We start from the raw sequence: 22914 nt of genomic DNA on the forward strand, positions 1-22914 counted from the left end.
GGTATTGTTCGATTGACCCTTGCGTGATGATCACCTCAGGATTCATAGCAATCTGGATCGCGTGGCTGCTTGCGGGCGGCTCACCCGGACCGGCGACGATGGGCATTGCCGGAACCGCCATGAATGAGGGTCGTCAGGCCGGTTTGGTTTTTGCTCTGGGCATTTGCGCGGGCTCTGCTGCGTGGGGCATCGCGGCCGCGCTGGGGCTGTCGGCCATCATGCTGGCCAATGTGTGGGTGTTTGAGGTTATTCGCTATATCGGCGTGACTTATTTGGGTTGGCTTGCACTGAAGGCCTTGCGTCGCGCCATGACGTCGGACGAGGTGGCTTCGGGTAAGCCGGTGACCGGATCTCTACGTACCATCTTTGCCAAAGGTGCCGCCATTCACCTGACCAATCCCAAGGCAATCCTTAGCTGGGGCTCGATCTATGCCATCGTTGCGCCAAACGACGCGAGTCTTTCGATGCTGCTTGGCTATTTTGCGATGCTCTATGCGGGTTCGCTTCTGATCTTCATCGGCTATGCTTTCCTGTTCTCGTCCGAGCGCATGGTTCGCGCCTACCGCCGCGCCCGCCGCTGGTTCGATTTTGCGTTTGCGGGGTTCTTCGGGGTAGCGAGTTGCAAGATTTTGACGGTGAGGCTGTCTTGATTGCTTTATGGACAGAAGATCAGAAAATCCTTGTTTTCAATCGATTTAGGTTCATCTTTTTCTTTTCAATTTACCTTTTAATGTCGGTTTCGCCCAATTTCGTGGGGGTGCCCATCCCTGAAGGCGCCTTGTTTGTTCCGGTGAAGCTCTTGGTGATGCCTGTCATGTTGGCCACGATGGTTGAGATATTTCCGTTCTTGTTTAGGCGCTCAGAGCAGTTCTCAAGTGCGACGCTCTGGTACAATGCAGTCTATATGGTTGGCCTTTCGGTATTGTGGTGGTGGGCGGTGCAGATCGCTGTTTTGATCTATGGGTTTCAGCACTGGGGGAGAATTAGTTTCTCTAAGGTCTTTCTTGGAAATGCGGCACTATTGTTTTGGGCTCCGATTGCTATAGGTGTTTGCCGTTTAGTTCTACAATTCCCGGCTCAGTGGCGTTCAACACTGTCCGGCAGCAAGAGTGACTAATACATATGATCCTCGGCATCGGCACAGACCTCGCAAACATTGATCGCATCCAGGGCACGCTCGACCGGTTTGGCGACCGATTTCGCAATCGTGTCTTTACCGAAACCGAACAGCGAAAGGCCGAGCGCCGCGCCGATACTGCTGGCACCTATGCCAAGCGCTGGGCCGCGAAAGAGGCGTGTTCCAAGGCGCTGGGTACCGGGTTGCGCATGGGCATTGCTTGGAAGGATATGGCCGTTACCAACCTTCGAACCGGTCAACCGGTGATGCATGTTACCGGCTGGGCAGCTGAGCGCCTGAATGAGATGACACCCGAGGGGCACGAGGCCATCATTCATGTTACCCTGACGGATGATCACCCTTGGGCGCAGGCCTTTGTGGTGATCGAAGCGCGGCCGCTGCGCGAACGGGCCACGCGGCCTTGACTTGCCCCTGGCAGAGCCGCATGTAGCAGCGGACCCAAGAAACAATCGGAGAGCAGTATGGCCGAGGAAGCCAAAACCGGAAGCGGCGTCTGGGAGACGATCAAAACCATCGTCTACGCCTTGCTGATCGCGGGCGTCTTTCGCACCCTGTTCTTCCAACCTTTCTGGATTCCGTCCGGTTCCATGAAGCCGACATTGTTGATCGGGGATTTCCTCTTCGTCAACAAAATGGCCTATGGCTACTCTTACGCCTCCTGCCCCAGCCTGATCATTCCCAGCGTGGGTCTGAATATCGACGCGGAAGATATTTGTGGCTGGATGCAAGGTGACGAGAATACGCGCTTGCTGGGTGGTGAGCCTGACCGCGGCGATGTGATTGTGTTCCGCCATCCGGTTACAGGCCGTGACTACATTAAGCGACTTATCGGCCTGCCGGGGGATCGCGTGCAGGTGCGTGATGGCGTGGTGATCCTTAACGGGACCCCCGTGCAGCAAAAACCTGACGGCGTGTTCACTGAGATCGCTGAACCTCAGGGTCCGCAGGGCCTGCGCCCGCGGTGCTCGAACGGTCCTGTCGGGATTGGCGGCGTCTGTGAAAAAGAACGCTTTATTGAAACACTGCCGAACGGCGTTTCTTACGAAGTGCTCAACATCGGCAATCAGGGGGCAGACAATACAGGCGTCTATATCGTTCCCGAAGGCCACTATTTCTTTATGGGCGATAACCGCGACAACTCCAGTGACAGCCGTTTGCCGCAGTCTGCTGGCGGTGTCGGCTATGTGCCCTACGAAAACCTGATCGGTCGGGCTGATCGCATCATGTTCTCGTCCGCTGGTCGTTCCATGCTGTTCTTCTGGACGTGGCGTGGTGATCGGTTCTTTGAGGCGGTCAATTGAAGCTATCGGCTGAAATGAAGGCGTTCCAGCAACGTCTGGGGTACGAATTCAAAAGCCCTGAATTGCTGGTACGCGCACTGACCCACGGGTCGGTTTCCTCCTCCACGCGGCCCGACAACCAGAGGCTGGAGTTTCTGGGCGACCGGGTGCTGGGATTGGTGATGGCCACAGCGCTGCTTGAGGCCGACCAAAAGGCCTCGGAAGGGCAACTTGCTCCGCGGTTCAATGCGCTGGTCAGAAAAGAGGCTTGCGCCGACATGGCGCGCCAGATCGATCTGGGGGCGGTGCTGAAGCTGGGCAGATCCGAGATGCTGTCTGGTGGTCGGCGTAAGCAAGCTTTGCTAGGCGATGCGATGGAGGCGGTGATTGCCGCCGTCTATCGCGATGCAGGGTTTGAGGCGGCGCGCGATGTGATCCTCGCGCTATGGGGTGACCGCGTCCACAATGTCGAGGCCGACGCTCGCGATGCCAAGACATCCCTACAGGAATGGGCGCAGGCCCGGGGCCAAAAACCGCCATCCTATGTCGAAGTATCACGCAGCGGTCCTGATCATGCACCGGTGTTCACCATAGCCGCCCGCCTGCAAGACGGAACCGAGGCCCAATCGACCGCCGGATCAAAGCGTCAGGCCGAGCAGGCGGCAGCCAAAGCACTGTTGGCGCAACTCAAGTAGCACACGGTCTCAGGCCCGGATTGTTACAGTTTTTCAATCTAACTTGAGGTCTATGGCAGGTTATCCATCGCGATTGTATCTGAATGTTATCTGCTTTGGCGCTAGCCGAAACGCGACGTGTCAAAGCACATCAAATACAACGAAGTGAGGCGGACCAATGCAAAGTGCAAAACTGACCACCGTGAATATCGGCTTTCTTTTCATCGCCGGTTTCATCGCCACCATCGCATTCGATTTCTGGGGGCAGGTGATCAGCCCCGGAATAGGCTGGGCCAATCTGTCACCTGAGGGACTTGCGCAAAGCCTCCTGTCCAGTCTCGGATTGCCGAGCAACGCCTTTCTGGGCTTTTTTGTCCACTTCTACCTCGTTGGTCTGATCGCCTATCCATTGGGATGGTTCCTGATCTTCAAGCCGATCTGGGTTAAGGTTTTAGGGCCGGTCCATATGTTCGTGGCCTCCGCGATTTACGGGTTCGGTTTGTGGGTCTTTGCCCTGGGCGGCATCACTACCCTGTCGGGTCTGCCACCTTTCCTGAACTTCACAGGGATCACCTGGGTCGCGCTGATCGGCCATGTGCTTTATGGCATCGTCATGGTTGCTGTCCTGCGCCTGATCGAGCGCCAGCACGCATGAAGATCGAGGGGCGTGTCACGCGCCCTTCAAACCACCCGGATATATCCGGTTAGCCCGGTTTTCTGATGTTCGATCACGTGACAGTGGAAAGCCCAGTCTCCCGGGTTGTCTGCCACCAGCGCAATCTCAGCAACCTCATCCTTGAGCAACAGCATCGTATCGGTCATCAGTGGCGGTAGTTTGCGCAGGTTAGAGTGCAGAGGCACGAAGGTCAGCCCGTGCAGATGGATTGGGTGCAGGTTCGGGGATTCATTGCGCAAACGCAGGATGTAGCTTTTACCCATTTCCAATGTTGCCAGTGGCCCTACGTTCTCAGCGGCGTCGCCGGGCCAGGGCGTCCGGTTGATCGACCAGAAACTATATCCCAGCGAGCCACAGAACCCGTCATTTGGCGCGCCGCCTTCGGGGGTCCAGCCAAACACGAATTCATGCAATTCGGCGTTTGCCAGATCCGGTTTGGCTACCGGATTCATGGGCAGGGGCTTCAATTCTCGCAGATCGCGTGACAGGGATTGGCCGACGGCACGCAGCTGCGCCATGATGCGATGCTTCTGACCGGGGATCTTGGCGACCAGGTCGACGGTTTTGCCTTCCTCAGGGGGCATAGTCACGGCAAAGTCGACGCGCTGACCGGGGCCAACCAGCATGGGCTCCTTGGCGCTGGGCATTTGCATCTCAACCTCGACTGGATGTCCGTCCCAGGCGATGATCCGCGCCACAGCACCCTCAAGGTGCAGTTTGTAGATGCGCGTCGTGTCGGTGTTGACCACGCGCAGGCGCACCAAACCGCCTGATGGATGTTCATAGCTAGGTGCATCCAGCCAATTGGCTGTCAGAACATTGCCAAACGTACCTGAGCGTGCCGCTCCGCGTGCGGTATATGCGGGCAGGAAGGCGCCTTCCTCATCCAGCCGGAAATCTCGCAGGTTTATCACCTGATCAGCGTCGAAACCCGGGTCTTCCGGCTCGGCTATCACCATTACACCTGTAAGGCCGTGGGCCATCTGCTCCATGGTCATACAGTGCGGGTGGTACCAGTAGGTGCCGGCATCAGGTGGCGTGAATTCATAGTTGAACACTTCATCCGCGCCCATTGGCATTTGGGTGAGGTACGGCACGCCGTCCATTCCGTTTGGGATACGCAACCCGTGCCAGTGCATCGCTGTATAGTCCGGCGTTGCGTTGCGCACCGGCAGTTTCATGACTTCACCCTGACGCCCGTACAAAACAGGCGGGGGCGCATTCGGCGACAGGCTGACCATTCCGGTCGTCATTTGCTCACGGAACCTGAAGCTTGCAGGCTGAATGACCAGATCCTGTGCACCACTGCTCGCAGCCAATCCGAAACCGCCCAGCCCCAATGCGCCTGCAGCGGCTCCGCTTCCCAGAAGAAACTCGCGACGTTTCATGTCTTGCCTCGTTGAAATGATAGTCACCTGGCTTGGAATGGCGCGGTGCAGTTGAATGCTGCCATCTCGGGTGCATGGCTGCAATGCGACAAAACCCTCTGGTCCATATGGGCTTTCTGCTATAGGGATGCGCACTTGCTAACAGGATCGCAGGACACATGACCACACGCGCCGGATTTATCGCCCTGATCGGAGAGCCCAACGCAGGCAAATCCACACTTTTGAACCGCATGGTCGGGGCCAAGGTCTCAATCGTGACGCACAAGGTGCAGACCACCCGCGCCCGTATTCGTGGTGTAGCGATGGAAGGTGATGCGCAGTTGGTATTTGTGGACACGCCGGGCCTGTTCAAACCCCGACGCCGTCTGGACCGCGCCATGGTCGCCGCCGCATGGGGCGGAGCTGCGGATGCCGACGTCGTTGTGCTTATGGTCGAGGCGCATCGTGGCATTACCGAAGGCGTAGAACGTATCCTCGAGGGTCTGGAAGAGATCGGTCAGGGTCGCACAATCGCGCTGGCCATCAACAAAATCGACAAGGTCCCGTCCGAGAAGCTGCTGGCGCTGACGAGCGAATTGAATGCGCGCTATCCCTTTGCCGAAACCTTCATGATTTCCGCGGAAAAGGGACATGGTGTCGACGATCTGCGCAAGTGGCTGGCGTCCGAGTTACCCGAAGGTCCTTGGCTGTATCCCGAGGATCAGATTGCCGATCTGCCCCTGCGCATGATCGCGGCTGAGATGACGCGCGAGAAACTGACCCTGCGCCTGCATCAGGAACTGCCCTATCAGTTGACTGTGGAAACTGAGAACTGGGAGGAGCGCAAAGACGGTTCTGCCAAGATCGATCAGGTCATCTACGTAATGCGCGACGGCCACAAAGGTATCGTGTTGGGCAAAAGGGGCGAAACGATCAAGGCCGTCAGTCAGGCGGCACGGGCAGAGTTGGAAGAGTTCCTCGACCGCAAGATCCACCTGTTCCTGCAGGTCAAAGTCCGACCCAACTGGTTGGAAGAATCCGAGCGGTATTCGGAAATGGGTCTGGATTTCAAAGACGGCAACACATGAGCCGCCTGACGGCTGAATTCTGGGTCCATGCCTATCTGGCGCGGCTGCGGTTTCAGGAGATACCAGCCTTTGTCGTGGCCCATGGCGACGACACTGCTGGTGCAGTGCTGGTCAAACTGAACACGTTGGACGGTCAGGCGATTGCTTTTCAACGCAGCTTTGACTTGATGAGCGGTGAACGCAAATGGGTTGAACTGTCCAATGGGGCAGAGGTGGACGTAGACAGCGCCATACGGCGTCAGCGCAGCTTCGACCCCGATCTTTGGGTGATCGAGGTTGAGGATCGGCAGGGGCGCCATTTGCTTGGGGAAGAAGGGTTGGAGTAAACCTACCAACCGCCCGTTTTTGCAGAAATGTCGTGGCCGGTCGCATGGGGTGCGCCACCTGCAAATTCCCGCACCTTGGCAGCAAACTCCTTGAAATAGGGCTGCGCCTGCACATGCGCTAACGTTTCGGCACTGTCCCAACGGCCCCAGTGAAACCGGGACGTTCCATCATCCGCTACCGCCACTTGGTAGGTGAATTTCCCTGCTGCCGCCGGATCAGAGTCGATGGCAGATATGAAGGCCGCAGTGGCGTCGATCCAGGCGCTCTCATCGCCTTCGTAGCTATACGTAATCGTAATTCCGCGCATGATATCTCACCTTTATTTAACCATTGGGTTAATTAAAGGATATACCCCATGTGCGTCAAGAGTCATGCGGCTACAACAAAACGCAGATTGGGGCTGGCATGCGAACGGTGGGCTCAACCGACTTGTCGATAGTGTCCAACATGCCATTCCACCCCCTTTAGCTTTACTGACCGCGAATACGATCAGCCGTTTTCTTCAAAGTTAACAAAGCTCATCTTGTTACCATCCAGATCACGGGCATAGGCTCCAAAAAAGTCAGGGCCATATTGCGGGCGCGGGCCGGGGTCGCCTTCGTTGGTGCCGCCATTGGCCAGCGCCGCTGCGTGGACTTCGCGCACCTCGTCTTCGCTTTCGCACAGCAGGCCGACCATGTTTCCGTTCCCGGGAGTCGCCGTTTTCTGATCGTGTGGCATCGATACCCAGACTCGCCCGCCGCCGCGCAGCTCGTAGCAGACTGCGTATGGCATGTATTCGGCGACAACCTTGCCACCGATTTCGGCCATGACCGCGTCGTAATAGGTGCGGGCCTTGGCGACATCGTTTGAGCCAATCATGACATAGTTGAGAGACATGGTTTAAATTTCCTTTGATGAGAACATTAAGTGAACATTAAGTGAACATTAGCCAATGCGCCCGTTATGTGCAATTCGTTTGTCCGACTGTATGAATACCTTCGGCCAATTTCTGCCTTGCGCGTATGACGGGCGTGAGATTTCCTGCGGGCGCATCTGATAACTGAACGGACCCAAACTTGGACTGGCGCGATCACGGCATACTTCTGACCTCTCGCCGCCACGGCGAAACGGCGGCGATTATCGAGGTCTTTACTGAAGGTCATGGCCGGCATGCAGGCGTCGTGCGCGGGGGCACCAGCCGCAAGATTGCGCCAATCCTGCAGCCGGGTGCGCAGCTGGACGTCTTGTGGCGTGCGCGGCTAGAGGAACATATCGGTACTTTTCAGGTCGAACCTCTCCGCTCTCGCGCTGCTGCGGCGTTTTCAGGGCGATTGGCGCTTGCCGGATTGAACGCAGTCGTAGCGCTTTTGTCCTTTTGCCTGCCCGAACGCGAACCCCATCCAGCCATCTACAAGCAAACTGAACAACTCATGGATCTGCTCGGACAGGATGACATCTGGCCGCTGGCTTATCTGCACTGGGAAATGGCGTTGCTGGAAGAACTGGGCTTTGGCCTTGATCTCAGCCGATGCGCCGTGACTGGTACGACTGAGGGTCTGATTTATGTTTCGCCAAAATCAGGGCGTGCGGTGAGCACTGAGGGTGCAGGCGAATGGGCTGACAGGCTTTTGCCTTTACCACCGTGTCTTCTGGGCGAAGGGCAGGGGGCTGATGACGAGATCGCTCAGGCCTTGGGAACAACTGGATATTTTCTTGAGAACCGGGTTGCACCTGCATTGGGTCACAATCCATTGCCTGATGCGCGGGCACGATTTGTGGATCAGTTCACTCGGCGGCTTTGAACACCATCTCGTGCCCGTCTTCGTTCCGAAGGATCAGGATATCGCCTGACACTTCAGACTGGGTCATGGCTATAAGCGCGGCGAAATAAAACCCTTCGGCCTCAAGTCCAGCACAGGCCGCACGTGTGGCCGTTAGATTCTGGATTTCGAACCAGGGGTATGGTGCACTTAGCGTACCGGTATAGCTGTTGCACGGGGCATTGCCCGCAATCTTGCCCTCTTCGGGAAAGCGTAGCAAAGCGCTGGCCTCGTAAGGCTGTCCATCGATTTCCTGCAACACCCATGTCTGGTCTGCCGCACCATAGGCTGCAACGGTTTCGTCCTTATCACACTGGAAAAGGGCCAGAAGAGGCAGGGTCAGGATTAGGCGCGTCATGCTGATTTCTTATCCATTCCGAGGTGCTGGGGGAACAGGTGTCCTGGATATTAGTAGGGTATCGCACCGCTCAGCAGTTCTTCGCGAACTTCCATGCGCGGTCTCCAGTTGTATCTGGTGTCCTCGCGAACCGGTGCCCAGAACAGCGCACCGCTGTTTCGCCAGGGATCAAGGATGATGCCGTCATTCATCGACGCTCCCTTGGCGCTGATCGCCGCGGAATGATGGATGATCCGGAACGCGGTTGGAGGTGATGTAACCCAATGCAGGTCAAGCGTCCGGAAGTTTTCCTGTCTCAGGCGTGTGGTCATGGCCTGGGCCCAGTCATTACAAAGGCCGCGTTCCCGCAGCCCGTTTGCGACCTTTGCGTTATGGACTATCGCTGGATCGGTGATGTTCCATTCCCGAGCCAGCTGTTGTGAATAGGTATACGCAATCGAAGCGGCCTTCTGGGCCTCAGCAGGATCGACAGCAGGACTTAGGCTTTGAATGGCCTGCGCCAGTTCGTTGATATCGTCCTGACTGGCAGTCGGCGGTGATGTTGTACAGCCACCCAATGCAAGGGCTGCCAAAGTTGCCCAAAGTGCAAATATCAATTTTGTCATAATGGTTGCGCCAACTACTCGCCTGAGCCTGTATTCTTTGTCGGTTGATCTATCTGGGATCAGGGGGGAAGCAAAGGGGAAGAAATCACATCGGCAATTCAGGGCTGAGATGAGTTTGGGTTGAAGCTGTCACATCAAGTTGTGATCTCAGGTGCGGGTGAGCATGCATTCTGACGCAACAAAAGACCCGGCACGGGGCCGGGTCAAGTTGGGGAAACAAGAGGTTTTTATTCGTTTCAGCTCAGCAATCGGCGGGCGATTACCTGTGCCTGAATTTCGGCTGCACCTTCAAAGATGTTCAGGATCCGCGCGTCGCACAGCACACGGCTGATCTTATATTCAAGCGCAAAGCCGTTCCCGCCATGAATCTGCAGGCCGTTATCAGCTGCGGCCCAAGCCACGCGTGCACCCAGCAGCTTGGCCATGCCTGCCTCCAGATCACACCGGTGGCCGTTATCTTTTTCCCAGGCCGAGAAGTACGTCAGCTGACGTGCGATCATGATCTCAACCGCCATCATCGCCAGTTTGCCCGACACGCGCGGGAAGTTGATCAGAGATTTGCCGAACTGTTTACGCTCCTGCGCGTATTGCATGGCAATATCCAGAGCGCTCTGCGCCACGCCAATGGCGCGTGCTGCTGTCTGGATGCGGGCGCTTTCAAAGGTCTCCATGAGCTGCTTGAAGCCCTTTCCTTCTTCGCCGCCCAGCAGGTTTTCACCCTTTACGTGGAACCCATCAAAACCCAGCTCGTATTCCTTCATGCCGCGATAGCCGAGCACCTCGATCTCACCTCCGGTCATGCCGGGGGTAGGGAATGGGTTGTCGTCGGTGCCGGGAGTCTTTTCAGCCAGGAACATGGAAAGCCCACGATGGTCGGTGGTGTCCGGATTGGTTCGCGCCAGCAAGGTCATGACATGGGTGCGCGCGGCGTGCGTGATCCAGGTCTTGTTGCCGGTGATCTTGTAGTCACCGTTTTCATCCTTGACCGCGCGCGTGCGCAGGCTGCCGAGGTCAGATCCGGTATTAGGCTCGGTGAAAACGGCGGTTGGCAGGATTTCAGCACTGGCGATCTTGGGCAACCACTGCGCCTTTTGTTCGTCTGTGCCGCCTGCAATGATCAGTTCGGCCGCAATTTCGGACCGGGTCCCCAGCGAGCCAACGCCGATATAGCCACGCGACAATTCTTCGGATACGACGCACATCGAAGCCTTGGACAATCCAAAGCCACCAAACTCTTCGGGGATGGTCAGGCCAAAGACACCCATCTCGGCCAGTTCCTCGATGATCTCAATCGGGATCAGTTCGTCTTTGAGGTGCCACTCATGCGCGTTTGGTTCGACTTTCTCCAGAGCATAGCGCCGGAACTGATCGCGGATCATCTCAAGCTCTTCATCAAGACCGGATGTTCCGAACATGGTGGCGCCTGACTGCTCCTCCATCAGTTGGACCAGACGTGTTCGGGCTGCCTGTGAATTGGCCTGCGCCATCAGCGTTTGCACTTCGCTACATTGGAAGCCCGAGAGAGCGTCCCATCCCAATCCCAGATCCTGCAGGCGCACAACCTCGCCCTGGTTCATCGGGATGCCGCCGGCGATCTGATGCAAATACTCGCCAAAGGCAATCTGGTGCAGCAACTGCTCCATCTCGCCAAAGTTTCCATCAGCATCCAGAGACTCAGCCCAGCGCTGCATCTGCTGCAGAGATTGGTGATATGTGGCTAACCAGGACAACCCGTGTGCCGCTGTCTGATTGGCCTCGACCAGCGCGCCCGAGATTTTGTCGTCTTTGCATACCATCGCGCGAACCGAAACGCGTGCGCTGTCAAACACGGACTGGACTGCCGGAAGCGCAGCTTTGGTCAAAGTCAGAAGATCTGGCAAAACCGCTGATGCAGTCATGTTCGTTGTATCCTGTCCGTCATGGGCCATGAATCACGTCCTTTTCTGGGTCGTCTGGTCATATCATGCTGCACGTGCAGCGCAACAAAAATACGCATTGGACCCATAAATAGTTCAAAAATTACCTGAGCGTTTTTGCGATGCAGAGAATTTTCCCGGTGGTATGTAGGGTATATGACGCTGTTTTCATTGTTTACACCTCAAGATCTGTTGCTGGCTTTTGCAGTTGCCTTTGTGGCTGGTTGGGTCAAGGGCATGGTCGGGTTTGCCATGCCGATGGTCCTGATCTCAGGACTTAGTACGACCTTGTCTCCAGACCTTGCGCTTGCTGGTCTGATCTTGCCGACACTGGTCACCAATGGTGTTCAGGCATTGCGTGAAGGAGCAGCTGCCGCGCTCTCGTCTATCCGTCAGTTCCGGGTTTTTCTGAGTGTTGGCCTGATCTTTCTGTTAGTGGGCGCGCAACTCGTCAGTTTGGTACCTGCCCGGGTTTTCCTGTTGATGATTGGGGTGCCCGTTACATTTTTCGCTTTCATTCAATTGATTGGGTTCGCGCTGAAACTCGACAAACCATCGGCGCGAGTGGAAGCTGCAATTGGTGCCATTGCAGGATTTGTCGGTGGAATGTCTGGAGTTTGGGGGCCACCAACCGTCGCTTATCTGACTGCGTTGAATACGCCCAAACGAGAGCAGTTGCGTGTTCAGGGGGTCATATACGGGCTGGGCGCGGTTGCGCTGGTGGTTGCGCATCTGGGGTCGGGTATACTCAGATCAGAAACCTTACCCTTTTCAGCGGCATTGATTGTGCCTGCTATGGCGGGACTATGGGCTGGCATGCTATTGCAGGATCGGATTGATCAGACAACGTTTCGCAAAGTTACGCTGCTGGTTCTTTTGATTGCCGGGCTGAATCTTCTGCGGCGCGGCATTTTTGGCTAATGCCTCAGGCGCGACGCTCCATAAAGCGAAACGCGAAATAAAGCCCCAGCATCAAAAAGAACAATCCTGACAAGTCACCGATGAGGTAGGCGATATACTCGGCTGTTGCGCTTCCGAAGGCAAGATTGGTTAATCCAGAAACGAGGAACGAGGTGATCACGCCGACACCCATGACGCATATCCAGCAGGGGCGCTTGTGAGTGGCGGGAAACAAATCCCAACCCATCCATTTGCACAGATAGAACACTGCAGGTGCCGTTGTTACCGCAATGACTATTGCCATAAGGCGGCTGGGTGTGAAGACATCTGCCCCCGCGAGAAACGCAAATACGATAAAGACGCCGGGTAGCAGTGCGAATATCGCCCGCCAGCCAAGTAGCCAGGCGGCAAGAACGCGTACTCCGTGGGGCAAAAACAGCAGGCTCGCCCGGCTTGGATATTCGGGAAAGAACGCGTTCTGCAGTGGCATCAGGACCTCGAAGGTCAGGAAAGATGCCACTACATATGCCAGTGAGGCAAAAAAAGTATCAGAAACCCAGGCGCGCATTCACATCAGCCATTCACGCGCCGTCTGAGCGCTTCACCTGGGAGCATGAACGACGTAACGACCCCGGTTGGCGTTACCGCTTTGCGAGAGGTAACCTTTTTGAACCAGCGATTTCAGGGCGCGGAAAAACGTCGGGCGCGATACGCTTTGGACCAAAGTATGTTCGATCAGTCCGAAAGTACGGACTTCCTTGTCGTCTTTGGAGAGCTCTTCGGCCGCATAGTAGATGTCGCGCTCAACCGGAGATAGTTCCTCCAGACCCAGAGTACGTTCCATGCTCTGCATGAGTTTGCGCAATTCAGTGAGTTTCGAAATCTCAGTCATGTCCTTAACCTATTATATCCAGTGTCAGTGACCGCAACGCTGCGACTGTTTGAAACGCATCAAATAGCGCGTCTCATATTGACACTCATCCCCCTTCGAATACAGTACCTATATGATTAGGCGCCTCAATTCGCGATTGTGAGTGAGTTCGCATGAGGTGCCCAAAGGTTCTTTCAGCTGCAGCCCGGTGCAAATGCGCCGGGCTTTTTTCTTTCGATGGTTTTTGTAACTAAACTATGACAGCACACCGGGCAATGAATTTGTATATGCATGAAGCAAAATACAACCAAAGGATGATCTGTCGAAGGTCGTGATCGCCAAGAAAAAAGGGGGCGTTGCCGCCCCCTGTCATCAGCCGATTGCGACGGCCTTAATATCGTCGTCGATAAAAGGCAGATATTGCTCGAAGTTTTCAGCAAACATCTGAACCAGTTTGTCGGCTTGTTTATCAAACGCAGCCTGATCGTCCCAGGTCCGGCGTGGATCAAGCAGCACTTCGGGCACTCCGGGGACTGAAACAGGGACATCAAATCCGAAATTCGCGTCCTTGCGGTACTCGGCATCAGCCAGCGAACCCTCGAGGGCTGCAGTCAGCAGCGCGCGAGTTGCCTTGATCGGCATCCGGCTACCAACGCCATAGGCGCCACCGGTCCAGCCTGTGTTTACCAGCCAGCAGGTTGCTCCGTGCTGGGCGATCTTATCGCGCAGCAGGTTGCCATAGGCCTCTGGACGGCGTGGCATGAAAGGAGCGCCAAAGCAGGTCGAGAAGGTTGGCTGGGGCTCGGTCACACCACGCTCGGTGCCAGCAACTTTGGAGGTGAAGCCGGACAGGAAATGGTACATCGCCTGTGCCGGGGTCAGCCGCGCGATCGGAGGCAGTACGCCGAACGCGTCGCAGGTCAGCATGATGATGTTCTTGGGGTGTCCACCCAATGCGCTGCTCGAAGCATTCGAGATATACTCCAGCGGATAGGCGCAGCGCATGTTCGCAGTCAGCGAATCATCGTCGAAATCCAGTTCTTTGGTCTCGGGGTTGAAAACCATGTTCTCGATCACTGTGCCGAACTTCGAAGTTGTCGCGTAAATCTCAGGCTCGGCTTCGGCGTTCAGATTGATGGTCTTGGCATAGCAGCCGCCTTCGAAGTTAAAGGTGCCACGGTCCGACCAGCCATGCTCATCGTCACCAATCAGGACACGAGCCGGATCGGCAGACAGAGTGGTTTTACCTGTTCCGGACAGCCCAAAGAACACTGCAGTGTCGACCGGGTTGCCGACGGCGTGGTTGGCCGAGCAGTGCATCGGCATCACACCTTTTTCAGGCAGCATGTAGTTCAGCAGGGTAAAGACCGATTTCTTGTTTTCACCCGCGTATTCGGTACCACCGATCAGGATGATCTTGCGGTCGAAGTTCAGCGCGATAACAGTCTCGCTGCGGCAGCCATGCTTTTCAGGGTTCGCCTGAAAGCTGGGGCAGTTAATAACTGTGAAATCTGCAGTGAAGTCATCCAAATCCTCTCGATCGGGACGGCGCAGCAGGTGGCGGATAAACAGGTTATGCCAGGCCAACTCGGTGACCATGCGCACGTTGATTGAGTAGGCCGGATCTGCACCGCCCACGAGATCCTGCACGAAATAATCGCGGCCCTTCATATGCTCGAGCATGTCGGCATAGAGAGCGTCGAACCCTTCCGGGCTCATCGCGGCGTTATTTTCCCACCAGATGGTGTCGGCGACACTGTCGGTTTTGACGACATGCTTGTCCTTGGGCGACCGGCCAGTGAATTTACCAGTGGTGACCAGAAAGGCTCCGCCATTGCCAAGGGTGCCTTCGCCGCGCTTCAGCGCCTCTTCGATCAGCGCCGGCTCCATGAAGTTGTAATAGACATTTCCCAGACCCTCGATGCCCTGATCTTCGAGGCGGAATTGCGGGTTAACCCGTCCAGATGTCATGCGTTTCTTCTCCTGTGGCGGCGCGACGGCGGTTAGGCCGGGGTGCGCTCTTGGGGCAGTATGCCGGGAATAACCGGCGGATGAGCGGGTCTTATCATGGTCGTTCGGGGCATGAACAGGACGGTTTGGCGCAGTTAGCGCAACCAAGCGCAGGTTTAGCGCAACCAAGAAATTACTGTTGAAATTCTGAGCGGGTTTCCTGCTGAATGTACGGCTTTTTTGCCGCATCTGTGTGGCAACAATCGCACGATTCGCAGATACGGATTGATTCGCCGCCTTAAAAACGCCAGAAATGCCATACTAATAAGCGAAATATTGCGTATGAGAGCAGGAATAGGGGTAACCCGATGTCTAAGATTGCACTGGTGGATGACGACAGAAACATTCTGACGTCCGTTTCCATGACGCTCGAGGCCGAGGGGTTCGAGGTCGAAACCTATAATGACGGGCAGGCAGCCCTTGATGCATTCAACAAGAAATTGCCGGATATGGCTGTGCTGGATATCAAGATGCCTCGCATGGACGGAATGGATCTATTGCAGCGTCTGCGACAGAAAACGCAGATGCCGGTGATCTTCCTAACATCCAAGGATGATGAGATTGACGAAGTCCTGGGTCTGCGAATGGGGGCGGACGACTACGTCAAAAAGCCTTTCTCGCAGCGACTTCTGGTAGAACGCATTCGGGCATTACTACGCCGTCAGGAAGCAACTTCTGGTGATGCGACAACTGCAAACACCGGCGATACCAAGGTAATGGAGCGTGGCGAACTGCGCATGGATCCATTGCGTCATGCGGTAAGCTGGAAGGGAGCGGATGTTTCGCTGACAGTGACCGAGTTCCTCCTGCTGCAGGCGTTGGCTCAGCGTCCGGGCTTTGTCAAAAGCCGTGACCAGTTGATGGATGTGGCTTACGACGATCAGGTGTATGTCGATGACCGAACCATCGACAGCCATATCAAACGCCTTCGCAAGAAGATGCGCGCTGCTGACCCTGAGTTTTCGGCCATCGAAACGCTGTACGGAATCGGTTACAGATACAACGAAGAATAGGCGCGGCCGTTTTTAAGGGGTAAAGGGGTCTCGTGCGCGACACTGAACAAGCCAGCGAAATGCGGGACGGCGATGTCGTTCTAGGGGATGATTGGGTCATCCCGCAGGATTCCGAGTCTGCTGAAATGAGTGCGCGCCGTTCGCGGCGCAATCTGTTTTCGTTACGCGGCTCGCCGTTGGCGCGGAAAATCATAACCTTCAACCTGATTGCTCTGGTGATTCTCGTCGCTGGATTGCTCTATCTCGACGACACGAGAAAAGAACGCGTTCAGGAGACTGCGCGGAATCTGATCGGCGACGCATTGTTGGTCAGCAACGTGTTTGAAACGCAACTGCGGCAGGCCTCAGTAAATCAGCCGCAAGATACTGCCGATCTTGATGTGAAAGACACTTTGTCCGGCCTTAGTCTACCTGAGGGAGGAGAGCTGTTCGTTTACGATGGTACCGGCACTCTAATCGGTTGGACACGCGGTGCTTCTCCTGCATCTGAGCTGCCCGTTCTTCTTAGATCAGACGCAGACTTGCCGACCGGTGGGACGCTGATCAGCGATGCGCTGAACGTCGTCTGGGTTGGAATATCTGGTGTATTCAGTGGGTCCAACAAGGATGAAGCGCCTACACTTGCTCAGCGTGTTCAAGACATGATCCCGACCGCTTTGCAGGGTGGTATGCAGGTTCAGGCAGTGTCTGATGCCGCTGGGGATACCGTGATTGTCGCCGCCACTCCGATTCTGCGTGAGGGTTTGCCTGTAGGGGCCGTTGCAATGGCCGGTCCCGCTGGTGAAATTGACGCTCTGGCCCGCAAAGAACAGGAGCGTATTCTGCAAATGTTCGTCGTTGCGCTTTTGGTGTCGATTGGCCTCAGCCTTGTGCTAGCCTCAACCATCGCCAACCCGCTCGCCGATCTTGCCGCGGCAGCTGAGATGGGAAAGGACCGCGGCGCGGGCGTTAATCCAGGACGCATTCGTATCCCTGATCTGAGCGCAAGACCTGACGAAATCGGGCGTCTGAGCAGGGCTCTGCGTGGAATGGTGACCGCACTCTACAATCGCATTGATGCCAATGAACAATTCGCAGCGGATGTCGCGCATGAGATCAAGAACCCTCTGGCAAGTTTGCAATCCGCTGTTGGTACGTTGCGCATGGTCAAGCGCGAAGATCAGCGAGATAAACTATTGGGCGTTATCGAGCATGATGTTCGACGGCTGGATCGGCTGGTCAGTGACATCTCGAATGCCTCGCGGTTGGATGCCGAGCTTGTCAAAGAAGAAGAGCAGCCCTTCGATCTTCTTAAATTGATCGGCAATATCGGTCAGTATCTGGGCGAAGATGCGCGTTCGAAAGGCATCGACTATATCACCGACCTGCCGTCAGAGCCGATTGTTGTGAACGGCCTTGAGGCTCGCCTCGCTCAGGTGTTCGTCAATCTGATTACCAATGCGATATCTTTCTGCGAAGAACATGACGCCATTCGGGTTTGGGTCCGCCAACGCGAAAACCGTGTTCTGATCGTGGTCGAAGATACAGGTCCGGGCATTCCGGATCAGGCACTGACCAAGGTTTTCAAGCGGTTCTACTCCCAGCGGCCCGAAGAGCATTTTGGCAACAACTCCGGTCTTGGGTTGGCTATTTCCAAACAGATCGTCGAGGCCCATGGCGGCGTGATCTGGGCCGAGAATATTCGACCAACAGAAGCGGACATCACCTCGGATCCGCTTGGTGCCCGGTTTGTTGTCGGGTTACCTGTCTAGGTCATGGGCACAGATAACCTGTCCGATCTTGCAAACAAAGACACGGCATGTGTGCACGCCACCTGTGTTGCGCTTGAGGGTAGAGCGGTCTTGATTTTAGGGGACTCAGGTACCGGAAAATCAGGGTTGGCACTAGAGATGATGGCCCTAGGTGCGGATCTGGTGGCTGATGATCGGGTGGATTTGCGGATGCAAAGGGATCAGCTTATTGCAGATGCGATTCCATCAATCAGAGGACTGATCGAGGCGCGCGGCATCGGGTTGTTAAGGGCCAAACCATGCGGTCCTGCGCCTGTGCATTACGTGGTTGATCTAGGACAGATTGAGGAAAGGCGTTTGCCGGACCCCCAGATGATCAAGGTCCTGAGGCAAACTGTTCCCTTGCTTCGCGGAGGTGGTGTACCCAATTTGGCTGTAGCACTGATACAATTTATGAAAATGGGACGCGTAGATCCGCAATGGCCGAGCAAATAACTTCGCAACGGCGCATCGTCCTGGTGACGGGGCCTTCTGGCGCCGGCCGGTCGACAGCGATCCACGTCTTGGAAGATCTGGGTTTTGAAGCGATCGACAATTTGCCGATGGGTCTTTTGTCCCGACTGCTGGACGGTCCCGAGCCCGCACGCCCAATGGCGCTAGGCATCGATGCGCGCAACCGGGAATTCTCAACGATCGGGTTTATTGAACTCGCAGAGAAATTGGGGAGGATGGAGCAGGTTGATCTGACCGTACTTTATCTGGATTGCAGTAACGAAGTATTGCTGCGTCGCTTCTCTGAAACCCGCAGGCGGCATCCAGTGGCCTCAGATGCCAGCCCTGAAACCGGCATCCTGCAGGAAAAAGAGCTTCTGCAGCCCATACGAGAGATCGCGGATACCCTGATCGACACAAGCGCACTGAACATTCATCAGTTGCGGGAAGAGGTGGAGCGTTGGTTCGCACCTCAAAGCGGTCGGCATCTGGCGGTTTCCATCGAATCGTTTTCCTACAAGCGTGGCTTGCCGCGTGGGTTGGACATGGTTTTCGATTGCCGGTTTCTGGCCAATCCCTATTGGCGGCCGGAATTGCGGTCTGAGGATGGTAGAAATCCCGATGTTGCGGCCTATGTTCAATCCGATGTCAACTACGATCCTTTCTTCGACCGGGTCGTGGATTTGCTCAAGGTGTTGCTTCCTGGTTTTCGGGCAGAGGGCAAAGCGCATCTCTCGGTGGCCTTTGGCTGTACCGGTGGCCAGCACCGTTCGGTCGCCGTCGCGGAAGCGGTTGCAAAGGCCCTTGCAGAAGGGGGGCAGCAGGTGGCAATTAGGCACCGCGAAATGGAGCGTCGATCGTTGAATGTGAGGCCGGATTGATCGGGATCGTAATCGTAGCGCATGGGGGGTTGGCTCAGGAGTATCTGGCCGCCATGCAGCATGTCGTGGGACAACAGCCCGGTCTGGTTGCGATTGCAATTGAAGCGGACCACGATCGCGAAGCAAAACAAACTGAAATCTGTCGTGCGGCAGATGAGGTGGACGTCGGAGACGGTGTGGTTGTCGTAACCGACCTCTTTGGCGGTAGCCCATCGAATCTGAGCCTGCGCGCTTGTGCGCCCCAGGATCGCCGCATCCTTTATGGGGCGAATCTACCGATGCTGATTAAATTGGCCAAAAGTCGCCACTTGCCCGTGGCCGATGCCGTGCGGCACGCAATGGAGGCTGGACGCAAGTATATCAATACGCAAAATGTGACGTTGGATTGAGACCGGACTGATTGAATATGGCTAACCGAAGCTTGAGAATCATTAATGAAAAAGGACTTCATGCCCGCGCTTCGGCTAAGCTTGTAGAAGTAGTCGAGGGGTTTGACGCAAGGGCAGAAGTTTCAAAGGACGGACTTTCTGCGTCGGGCGACAGTATCATGGGTCTTTTGATGTTGGCAGCCTCTCGCGGAACCACTATTGACGTCGAGACGTCCGGACCGGATGCTGAGGCGTTGGCAGAAGCGTTGGAAACCTTGGTCAACGACAAGTTCGGGGAAGGTTTCTAGGCACTGCTCTGCCACGAGACGAAGAACGGGAAGACCAGGAATTGGCGGAAACCGCGCACGATACCAAGACGAATACCGTGGTGGATGGGACCACAGATCAGGGTGAAGTCTACGACCGTAGAACTCTGACCTATGCGAACTCGTTCGACGACGCATGGACCTCGACTGCGATCCGCGCAATCGAATGGTGCACTGGTAAGCTGACCATTCTGCGGATGGTCAACAAGTTTGAGAAGAAGAACGAGTACTACCGTGGCCAGAAGTTCTGGGGCGGCGCGCTTGAGGTCATGGGGATTGACCTGACCACACCTCAGGAACAGCTCGCCCGTATCCCAAAGGAAGGACCTGTTGTCGTTGTGGCCAATCACCCGCATGGGATGGTGGATGGCATGATTCTGGCTGAACTGATTGGTCAGGTGCGCAGTGACTACCGTATTCTGACGCGTTCTGTGCTGACTGGGTTGGACGAGGCGGCAACGTCTTTCATGATCCCGGTTCCATTTCCGCATGATCCCGAAGCTCAAACCAAGATGCTCGAGATGCGCGGGAAGGCGATGGCTCATCTGAAGGCAGGGGGCGTCGTAGCGTTGTTCCCATCTGGCGTAGTCATGTCATCAGACGATTGGTTCGGCCCTGCAGTTGAGCGCGAATGGAACGTATTCACAGCCCAGATGATCCGTCGATCCAAGGCAAAGGTTCTGCCGATCTTCTTCCCTGGCAGCAACTCGCGCTGGTATCAGATCGCAAACAAGTTGTCGCCTATTCTGCGGCAGGGGCTTTTGCTGCATGAAATCGTTCGATCCTGCAACAAACCGCAATCGCCGGTCATCGGTGAGCCGGTTTCCGACGAAGACATGCAGTTGCTGGAAAAAGATCCACGTGGGTTTATGGCATGGCTCAGAAAGCGCACAATGTCGCTGAGCCAGAGTTCGAATTCTTGAATTGATCGCAGACCCGAGTATTAGCCCGCAATCGCATGCGGGCTGAAATTGTCATCGGGTTGGTACCGGAACTTCACCGCGATAGTCATAGAAACCACGTTCGGTCTTACGACCCAGCCAACCTGCTTCGACATATTTTGTCAGCAAGGGGCAGGGGCGGTACTTGGTGTCAGCCAGTCCGTCATGCAACACGTTCATGATCGCGAGACAGGTATCCAGCCCGATGAAATCGGCCAGTTCCAGGGGCCCCATCGGGTGATTGGCGCCCAGCTTCATGGACTGATCGATGGATTGGACGTTTCCGACACCTTCGTAGAGCGTGTAAACCGCTTCGTTGATCATCGGCATCAGGATACGGTTCACGATGAAGGCCGGGAAGTCTTCGGCACTGGCCGCAGTCTTGCCCAGCCGGTCCACAACAGCTTTGCAAGAGTTATAGGTTGCTTCATCAGTTGCGATACCCCGGATCAACTCGACCAATTGCATGACCGGCACAGGGTTCATGAAGTGAAACCCCATAAACCGCTCAGGGCGGTCGGTCCGGCTGGCGAGACGGGTGATCGAGATCGATGAGGTATTTGATGTCAGGATCGTATGTGGCAGCAAATGTGGCTGCAGGTCCTCGAAGATTGCCTGCTTGATTGCCTCGCGCTCAGTGGCAGCCTCAATCACCAAGTCGGTTTGGCCCAGATCCGGCAGGCTCAGCGTTGTTGTGATGCGTTTCAATGCTGCCTGCATCGCTTCATCAGAGATCTTTCCACGCGATGCCTGGCGGGCCAGGTTTGCTTCGATCGTCACAATTGCACTGTCCAGCGCCTCCTGGCTGACATCGTTCAGCAAGACATCATAATCCGCCAACGCCATGACATGAGCGATTCCGTTGCCCATCTGTCCAGCGCCAATCACTCCGACTGATTTCACATCCATGTTCAATGCCTTTGTATCACGGGATACCGCGACACTATCGGCAGACGGGGGGCAGCAGCAAGGGGATCAGACCCATCGAATTCGCTTCAAATGCGCACATTAGGAATTTCTCAAGACCTGAGGCTGCAAGATGGCAATTGGGTGAAAAAATTGGGTGAGTGTCATGAGCTATCATCATGCAGGTTCGGATGGGCCAGTAGATTCTGTTTGCCAATACGCCGGATCGAAACTGTGGTTCCGCGGACCGGAGCGATCTTTGGATGCACCCTACATAGCCTGTGTCGGAGGAGAGGAGACATTCGGGCGATTTGTAGGGCAACCTTTTGTGGATTTACTGGAAAGGCGATTGGAGAAGACCTGCGTCAATCTTGGGAGCCTTTTCAGTGGGGTCGAGGCGCTTTCCCTAGATGCGGGCATGCTCAAGATCGTGAACGACGCCGAGCTTTGTGTGCTGCAACTGCCGGGCGTTCTGTCACAGTCGAACCACTTTTACCGCGTCCACCCGCGCAGGAATGACCGTTTTCTCGAACCGACCCGCGATCTCCTTTCGCTGTATCCCGATGTAGATTTCACGGAAGTGCACTTCGTGCGGCATTTGCTGGCCCGGTTACAAACCCATTCGGACGCAAGAATAGAAGCTGTTGCTCAGGAGCTCAGTGAGGCCTGGGTATTGGGGATGAGATCGTTTCTTGAGCGGGTTACGGCCCCGGTTCTTCTCCTTTGGTTGCATGTGAACGACCAAGATGTGTGGAAGGATGCAGGACCTACTGAAAGAGATTTGGTGCCCGTCACACAAAGCATGGTGGACCAAATACGGCCTCTGTGTGTGGGTTGCATGGAGCTTCAGGTTCAGACGGCGGGTGCATCAGAGGAACTGGAGGATGCCATGTTTGGCAGCCTTCAACAGCCGATGGCCTTGCATTGTCTTGGCCCATCGGCTCATCGTCGTATTGCGTCATGTTTGTATGGTGCGGTTTTGGATCTTGGATAGAAAAAGGCCCGCCGGATGGCGGGCCTTTGCAGATCAATCCGGATGTCCGGTTCAGCCGAGCTTTTCGGTCAGTTCCGGTACCGCCTGGAACAGGTCCGCGACCAGGCCGAAGTCCGCGACCTGGAAGATCGGGGCTTCTTCGTCCTTGTTGATCGCGACGATGACCTTGGAGTCCTTCATGCCCGCCAAATGCTGGATCGCGCCCGAGATGCCGATGGCGACATAGAGATCGGGAGCAACAACCTTACCGG

General features: G+C 55.8%; 29 protein-coding genes. 18 read left to right on the plus strand and 11 right to left on the minus strand.

Annotated features, from left to right (window positions below; translation table 11 throughout):
* The first annotated feature begins 26 nt into the window (after positions 1 to 26).
* From ACR0CW_RS20190 to ACR0CW_RS20215, 6 genes are all read left to right on the plus strand, one after another.
* The gene (locus ACR0CW_RS20190) at positions 27 to 650 is read left to right on the plus strand and encodes a LysE family translocator (protein WP_480789142.1); all 624 of its coding nucleotides are present in this window, start codon (positions 27 to 29) and stop codon (positions 648 to 650) included.
* The gene (locus ACR0CW_RS20195) at positions 620 to 1117 is read left to right on the plus strand and encodes a hypothetical protein (RefSeq protein WP_480789143.1); all 498 of its coding nucleotides are present in this window, start codon (positions 620 to 622) and stop codon (positions 1115 to 1117) included. The genes ACR0CW_RS20190 and ACR0CW_RS20195 overlap by 31 nt, the downstream gene beginning before the upstream one ends.
* 5 nt (positions 1118 to 1122) lie before the next feature.
* A complete protein-coding gene (acpS, locus tag ACR0CW_RS20200; protein ID WP_480789144.1) occupies positions 1123 to 1542 on the plus strand; it encodes a holo-ACP synthase in 420 nt (139 codons plus the stop codon).
* 57 nt (positions 1543 to 1599) lie between these two features.
* On the plus strand, positions 1600 to 2439 hold the full coding sequence (gene lepB, locus ACR0CW_RS20205) for a signal peptidase I (protein ID WP_480742036.1): 840 nt from the start codon (positions 1600 to 1602) through the stop codon (positions 2437 to 2439).
* Positions 2436 to 3113 (plus strand): ribonuclease III, encoded by a 678-nt coding sequence (rnc, locus tag ACR0CW_RS20210; protein WP_480789145.1) that lies wholly within the window; start codon positions 2436 to 2438, stop codon positions 3111 to 3113. The genes lepB and rnc overlap by 4 nt, the downstream gene beginning before the upstream one ends.
* A gap of 157 nt (positions 3114 to 3270) precedes the next feature.
* Positions 3271 to 3747, plus strand: coding sequence for a hypothetical protein (locus tag ACR0CW_RS20215; protein WP_480789146.1), 477 nt, complete (start codon positions 3271 to 3273; stop codon positions 3745 to 3747).
* 26 nt (positions 3748 to 3773) lie between these two features.
* Here the strand turns inward: ACR0CW_RS20215 and ACR0CW_RS20220 are convergent, their stop codons facing one another.
* Complete coding sequence (locus ACR0CW_RS20220) at positions 3774 to 5156, minus strand: multicopper oxidase family protein (RefSeq protein WP_480789147.1); 1383 nt, start codon at positions 5154 to 5156, stop codon at positions 3774 to 3776.
* 158 nt (positions 5157 to 5314) lie between these two features.
* On the opposite strand from ACR0CW_RS20220, the gene era reads away from it, so the two are divergent.
* Entirely contained in the window at positions 5315 to 6223 is a 909-nt protein-coding gene (era, locus tag ACR0CW_RS20225) for a GTPase Era (RefSeq protein ID WP_480789148.1), read from the plus strand.
* The gene (locus ACR0CW_RS20230) at positions 6220 to 6549 is read left to right on the plus strand and encodes a DUF1491 family protein (protein ID WP_480789149.1); all 330 of its coding nucleotides are present in this window, start codon (positions 6220 to 6222) and stop codon (positions 6547 to 6549) included. The genes era and ACR0CW_RS20230 overlap by 4 nt, the downstream gene beginning before the upstream one ends.
* A gap of 2 nt (positions 6550 to 6551) precedes the next feature.
* On the opposite strand, the gene ACR0CW_RS20235 is transcribed toward ACR0CW_RS20230, so the two are convergent.
* Positions 6552 to 6857, minus strand: coding sequence for a hypothetical protein (locus ACR0CW_RS20235; protein ID WP_480789150.1), 306 nt, complete (start codon positions 6855 to 6857; stop codon positions 6552 to 6554).
* A 182-nt stretch (positions 6858 to 7039) separates the two neighbouring features.
* On the minus strand, positions 7040 to 7429 hold the full coding sequence (locus tag ACR0CW_RS20240) for a VOC family protein (protein WP_480789151.1): 390 nt from the start codon (positions 7427 to 7429) through the stop codon (positions 7040 to 7042).
* 179 nt (positions 7430 to 7608) lie between these two features.
* Here ACR0CW_RS20240 and recO point away from each other — a divergent pair, with 179 nt between their 5' ends.
* The gene (gene recO / locus ACR0CW_RS20245; protein ID WP_480789152.1) at positions 7609 to 8334 is read left to right on the plus strand and encodes a DNA repair protein RecO; all 726 of its coding nucleotides are present in this window, start codon (positions 7609 to 7611) and stop codon (positions 8332 to 8334) included.
* Here the strand turns inward: recO and ACR0CW_RS20250 are convergent.
* The 3 genes from ACR0CW_RS20250 to ACR0CW_RS20260 all read right to left on the minus strand — a co-directional run bounded on the left by ACR0CW_RS20250 (position 8318) and on the right by ACR0CW_RS20260 (position 11243).
* Positions 8318 to 8710, minus strand: a complete 393-nt coding sequence (locus ACR0CW_RS20250) for an META domain-containing protein (protein WP_155142308.1) — start codon at positions 8708 to 8710, stop codon at positions 8318 to 8320. The genes recO and ACR0CW_RS20250 overlap by 17 nt on opposite strands.
* A 50-nt stretch (positions 8711 to 8760) precedes the next feature.
* A complete protein-coding gene (locus tag ACR0CW_RS20255) occupies positions 8761 to 9315 on the minus strand; it encodes a hypothetical protein (RefSeq protein ID WP_480789153.1) in 555 nt (184 codons plus the stop codon).
* A gap of 236 nt (positions 9316 to 9551) precedes the next feature.
* Entirely contained in the window at positions 9552 to 11243 is a 1692-nt protein-coding gene (locus tag ACR0CW_RS20260) for an acyl-CoA dehydrogenase family protein (RefSeq protein ID WP_480789154.1), read from the minus strand.
* A 144-nt stretch (positions 11244 to 11387) separates the two neighbouring features.
* Here ACR0CW_RS20260 and ACR0CW_RS20265 point away from each other — a divergent pair, with 144 nt between their 5' ends.
* On the plus strand, positions 11388 to 12152 hold the full coding sequence (locus ACR0CW_RS20265; RefSeq protein WP_480789155.1) for a sulfite exporter TauE/SafE family protein: 765 nt from the start codon (positions 11388 to 11390) through the stop codon (positions 12150 to 12152).
* Positions 12153 to 12156: 4 nt separating this feature from the next.
* On the opposite strand, the gene ACR0CW_RS20270 is transcribed toward ACR0CW_RS20265, so the two are convergent.
* From ACR0CW_RS20270 to ACR0CW_RS20280, 3 genes are all read right to left on the minus strand, one after another.
* Positions 12157 to 12651, minus strand: a complete 495-nt coding sequence (locus ACR0CW_RS20270; protein ID WP_480789156.1) for a hypothetical protein — start codon at positions 12649 to 12651, stop codon at positions 12157 to 12159.
* 81 nt (positions 12652 to 12732) lie between these two features.
* Positions 12733 to 13023, minus strand: a complete 291-nt coding sequence (locus ACR0CW_RS20275) for a hypothetical protein (RefSeq protein WP_155142318.1) — start codon at positions 13021 to 13023, stop codon at positions 12733 to 12735.
* A gap of 351 nt (positions 13024 to 13374) precedes the next feature.
* Complete coding sequence (locus ACR0CW_RS20280; RefSeq protein WP_480789157.1) at positions 13375 to 14973, minus strand: phosphoenolpyruvate carboxykinase; 1599 nt, start codon at positions 14971 to 14973, stop codon at positions 13375 to 13377.
* 347 nt (positions 14974 to 15320) lie between these two features.
* Here ACR0CW_RS20280 and ACR0CW_RS20285 point away from each other — a divergent pair, with 347 nt between their 5' ends.
* Genes ACR0CW_RS20285 through ACR0CW_RS20315 form a run of 7 tightly spaced genes read left to right on the plus strand, consistent with a single transcriptional unit; the run spans position 15321 to position 20745 of the window.
* Complete coding sequence (locus ACR0CW_RS20285; RefSeq protein ID WP_155142322.1) at positions 15321 to 16025, plus strand: response regulator transcription factor; 705 nt, start codon at positions 15321 to 15323, stop codon at positions 16023 to 16025.
* A gap of 32 nt (positions 16026 to 16057) precedes the next feature.
* Positions 16058 to 17776 (plus strand): ATP-binding protein, encoded by a 1719-nt coding sequence (locus ACR0CW_RS20290; protein WP_480789158.1) that lies wholly within the window; start codon positions 16058 to 16060, stop codon positions 17774 to 17776.
* Positions 17777 to 17779: 3 nt separating this feature from the next.
* Positions 17780 to 18250 (plus strand): HPr kinase/phosphorylase, encoded by a 471-nt coding sequence (locus ACR0CW_RS20295; protein ID WP_480789159.1) that lies wholly within the window; start codon positions 17780 to 17782, stop codon positions 18248 to 18250.
* Positions 18235 to 19128, plus strand: a complete 894-nt coding sequence (gene rapZ / locus ACR0CW_RS20300; protein ID WP_480789160.1) for an RNase adapter RapZ — start codon at positions 18235 to 18237, stop codon at positions 19126 to 19128. The genes ACR0CW_RS20295 and rapZ overlap by 16 nt, the downstream gene beginning before the upstream one ends.
* Positions 19125 to 19517, plus strand: a complete 393-nt coding sequence (locus tag ACR0CW_RS20305; RefSeq protein WP_155142329.1) for a PTS sugar transporter subunit IIA — start codon at positions 19125 to 19127, stop codon at positions 19515 to 19517. The genes rapZ and ACR0CW_RS20305 overlap by 4 nt, the downstream gene beginning before the upstream one ends.
* Positions 19518 to 19534: 17 nt before the next feature.
* Positions 19535 to 19804, plus strand: a complete 270-nt coding sequence (locus ACR0CW_RS20310) for an HPr family phosphocarrier protein (RefSeq protein ID WP_155142330.1) — start codon at positions 19535 to 19537, stop codon at positions 19802 to 19804.
* A 41-nt stretch (positions 19805 to 19845) separates the two neighbouring features.
* Positions 19846 to 20745: a lysophospholipid acyltransferase family protein gene (locus ACR0CW_RS20315; protein WP_155142332.1), complete on the plus strand. Its 900-nt coding sequence runs from the start codon at positions 19846 to 19848 to the stop codon at positions 20743 to 20745.
* Positions 20746 to 20796: 51 nt separating this feature from the next.
* Here ACR0CW_RS20315 and ACR0CW_RS20320 read toward each other — a convergent pair whose 3' ends face one another.
* Complete coding sequence (locus tag ACR0CW_RS20320) at positions 20797 to 21672, minus strand: 3-hydroxybutyryl-CoA dehydrogenase (RefSeq protein ID WP_155142334.1); 876 nt, start codon at positions 21670 to 21672, stop codon at positions 20797 to 20799.
* A 163-nt stretch (positions 21673 to 21835) separates the two neighbouring features.
* Between ACR0CW_RS20320 and ACR0CW_RS20325 the strand changes: the two genes are divergently transcribed.
* Positions 21836 to 22663 (plus strand): DUF6473 family protein, encoded by an 828-nt coding sequence (locus tag ACR0CW_RS20325; RefSeq protein ID WP_480789161.1) that lies wholly within the window; start codon positions 21836 to 21838, stop codon positions 22661 to 22663.
* A gap of 51 nt (positions 22664 to 22714) precedes the next feature.
* Here ACR0CW_RS20325 and ACR0CW_RS20330 read toward each other — a convergent pair.
* Positions 22715 to 22914: electron transfer flavoprotein subunit alpha/FixB family protein (locus ACR0CW_RS20330; protein WP_480788377.1), on the minus strand; the 200-nt coding region annotated here is incomplete at its 5' end.

The organism is Ruegeria sp. CH6, from assembly GCF_056537005.1.

Excerpts from the sequence above, each read along its gene's own strand:
- ACR0CW_RS20285 (WP_155142322.1), top strand. The coding sequence starts at position 15,321 with ATGTCTAAGATTGCACTGGTGGATGACGACAGAAACATTCTGACGTCC.
- ACR0CW_RS20220 (WP_480789147.1), bottom strand. The coding sequence starts at position 5,156 with ATGAAACGTCGCGAGTTTCTTCTGGGAAGCGGAGCCGCTGCAGGCGCA.
- ACR0CW_RS20215 (WP_480789146.1), top strand. The coding sequence starts at position 3,271 with ATGCAAAGTGCAAAACTGACCACCGTGAATATCGGCTTTCTTTTCATC.
- ACR0CW_RS20280 (WP_480789157.1), bottom strand. The coding sequence starts at position 14,973 with ATGACATCTGGACGGGTTAACCCGCAATTCCGCCTCGAAGATCAGGGC.
- ACR0CW_RS20240 (WP_480789151.1), bottom strand. The coding sequence starts at position 7,429 with ATGTCTCTCAACTATGTCATGATTGGCTCAAACGATGTCGCCAAGGCC.
- ACR0CW_RS20190 (WP_480789142.1), top strand. The coding sequence starts at position 27 with ATGATCACCTCAGGATTCATAGCAATCTGGATCGCGTGGCTGCTTGCG.
- ACR0CW_RS20260 (WP_480789154.1), bottom strand. The coding sequence starts at position 11,243 with ATGGCCCATGACGGACAGGATACAACGAACATGACTGCATCAGCGGTT.
- ACR0CW_RS20250 (WP_155142308.1), bottom strand. The coding sequence starts at position 8,710 with ATGACGCGCCTAATCCTGACCCTGCCTCTTCTGGCCCTTTTCCAGTGT.
- era (WP_480789148.1), top strand. The coding sequence starts at position 5,315 with ATGACCACACGCGCCGGATTTATCGCCCTGATCGGAGAGCCCAACGCA.
- ACR0CW_RS20275 (WP_155142318.1), bottom strand. The coding sequence starts at position 13,023 with ATGACTGAGATTTCGAAACTCACTGAATTGCGCAAACTCATGCAGAGC.
- ACR0CW_RS20255 (WP_480789153.1), bottom strand. The coding sequence starts at position 9,315 with ATGACAAAATTGATATTTGCACTTTGGGCAACTTTGGCAGCCCTTGCA.
- rapZ (WP_480789160.1), top strand. The coding sequence starts at position 18,235 with ATGGCCGAGCAAATAACTTCGCAACGGCGCATCGTCCTGGTGACGGGG.
- ACR0CW_RS20265 (WP_480789155.1), top strand. The coding sequence starts at position 11,388 with ATGACGCTGTTTTCATTGTTTACACCTCAAGATCTGTTGCTGGCTTTT.
- acpS (WP_480789144.1), top strand. The coding sequence starts at position 1,123 with ATGATCCTCGGCATCGGCACAGACCTCGCAAACATTGATCGCATCCAG.
- lepB (WP_480742036.1), top strand. The coding sequence starts at position 1,600 with ATGGCCGAGGAAGCCAAAACCGGAAGCGGCGTCTGGGAGACGATCAAA.
- ACR0CW_RS20325 (WP_480789161.1), top strand. The coding sequence starts at position 21,836 with ATGAGCTATCATCATGCAGGTTCGGATGGGCCAGTAGATTCTGTTTGC.
- ACR0CW_RS20230 (WP_480789149.1), top strand. The coding sequence starts at position 6,220 with ATGAGCCGCCTGACGGCTGAATTCTGGGTCCATGCCTATCTGGCGCGG.
- ACR0CW_RS20320 (WP_155142334.1), bottom strand. The coding sequence starts at position 21,672 with ATGGATGTGAAATCAGTCGGAGTGATTGGCGCTGGACAGATGGGCAAC.
- ACR0CW_RS20310 (WP_155142330.1), top strand. The coding sequence starts at position 19,535 with ATGGCTAACCGAAGCTTGAGAATCATTAATGAAAAAGGACTTCATGCC.
- ACR0CW_RS20295 (WP_480789159.1), top strand. The coding sequence starts at position 17,780 with ATGGGCACAGATAACCTGTCCGATCTTGCAAACAAAGACACGGCATGT.
- ACR0CW_RS20235 (WP_480789150.1), bottom strand. The coding sequence starts at position 6,857 with ATGCGCGGAATTACGATTACGTATAGCTACGAAGGCGATGAGAGCGCC.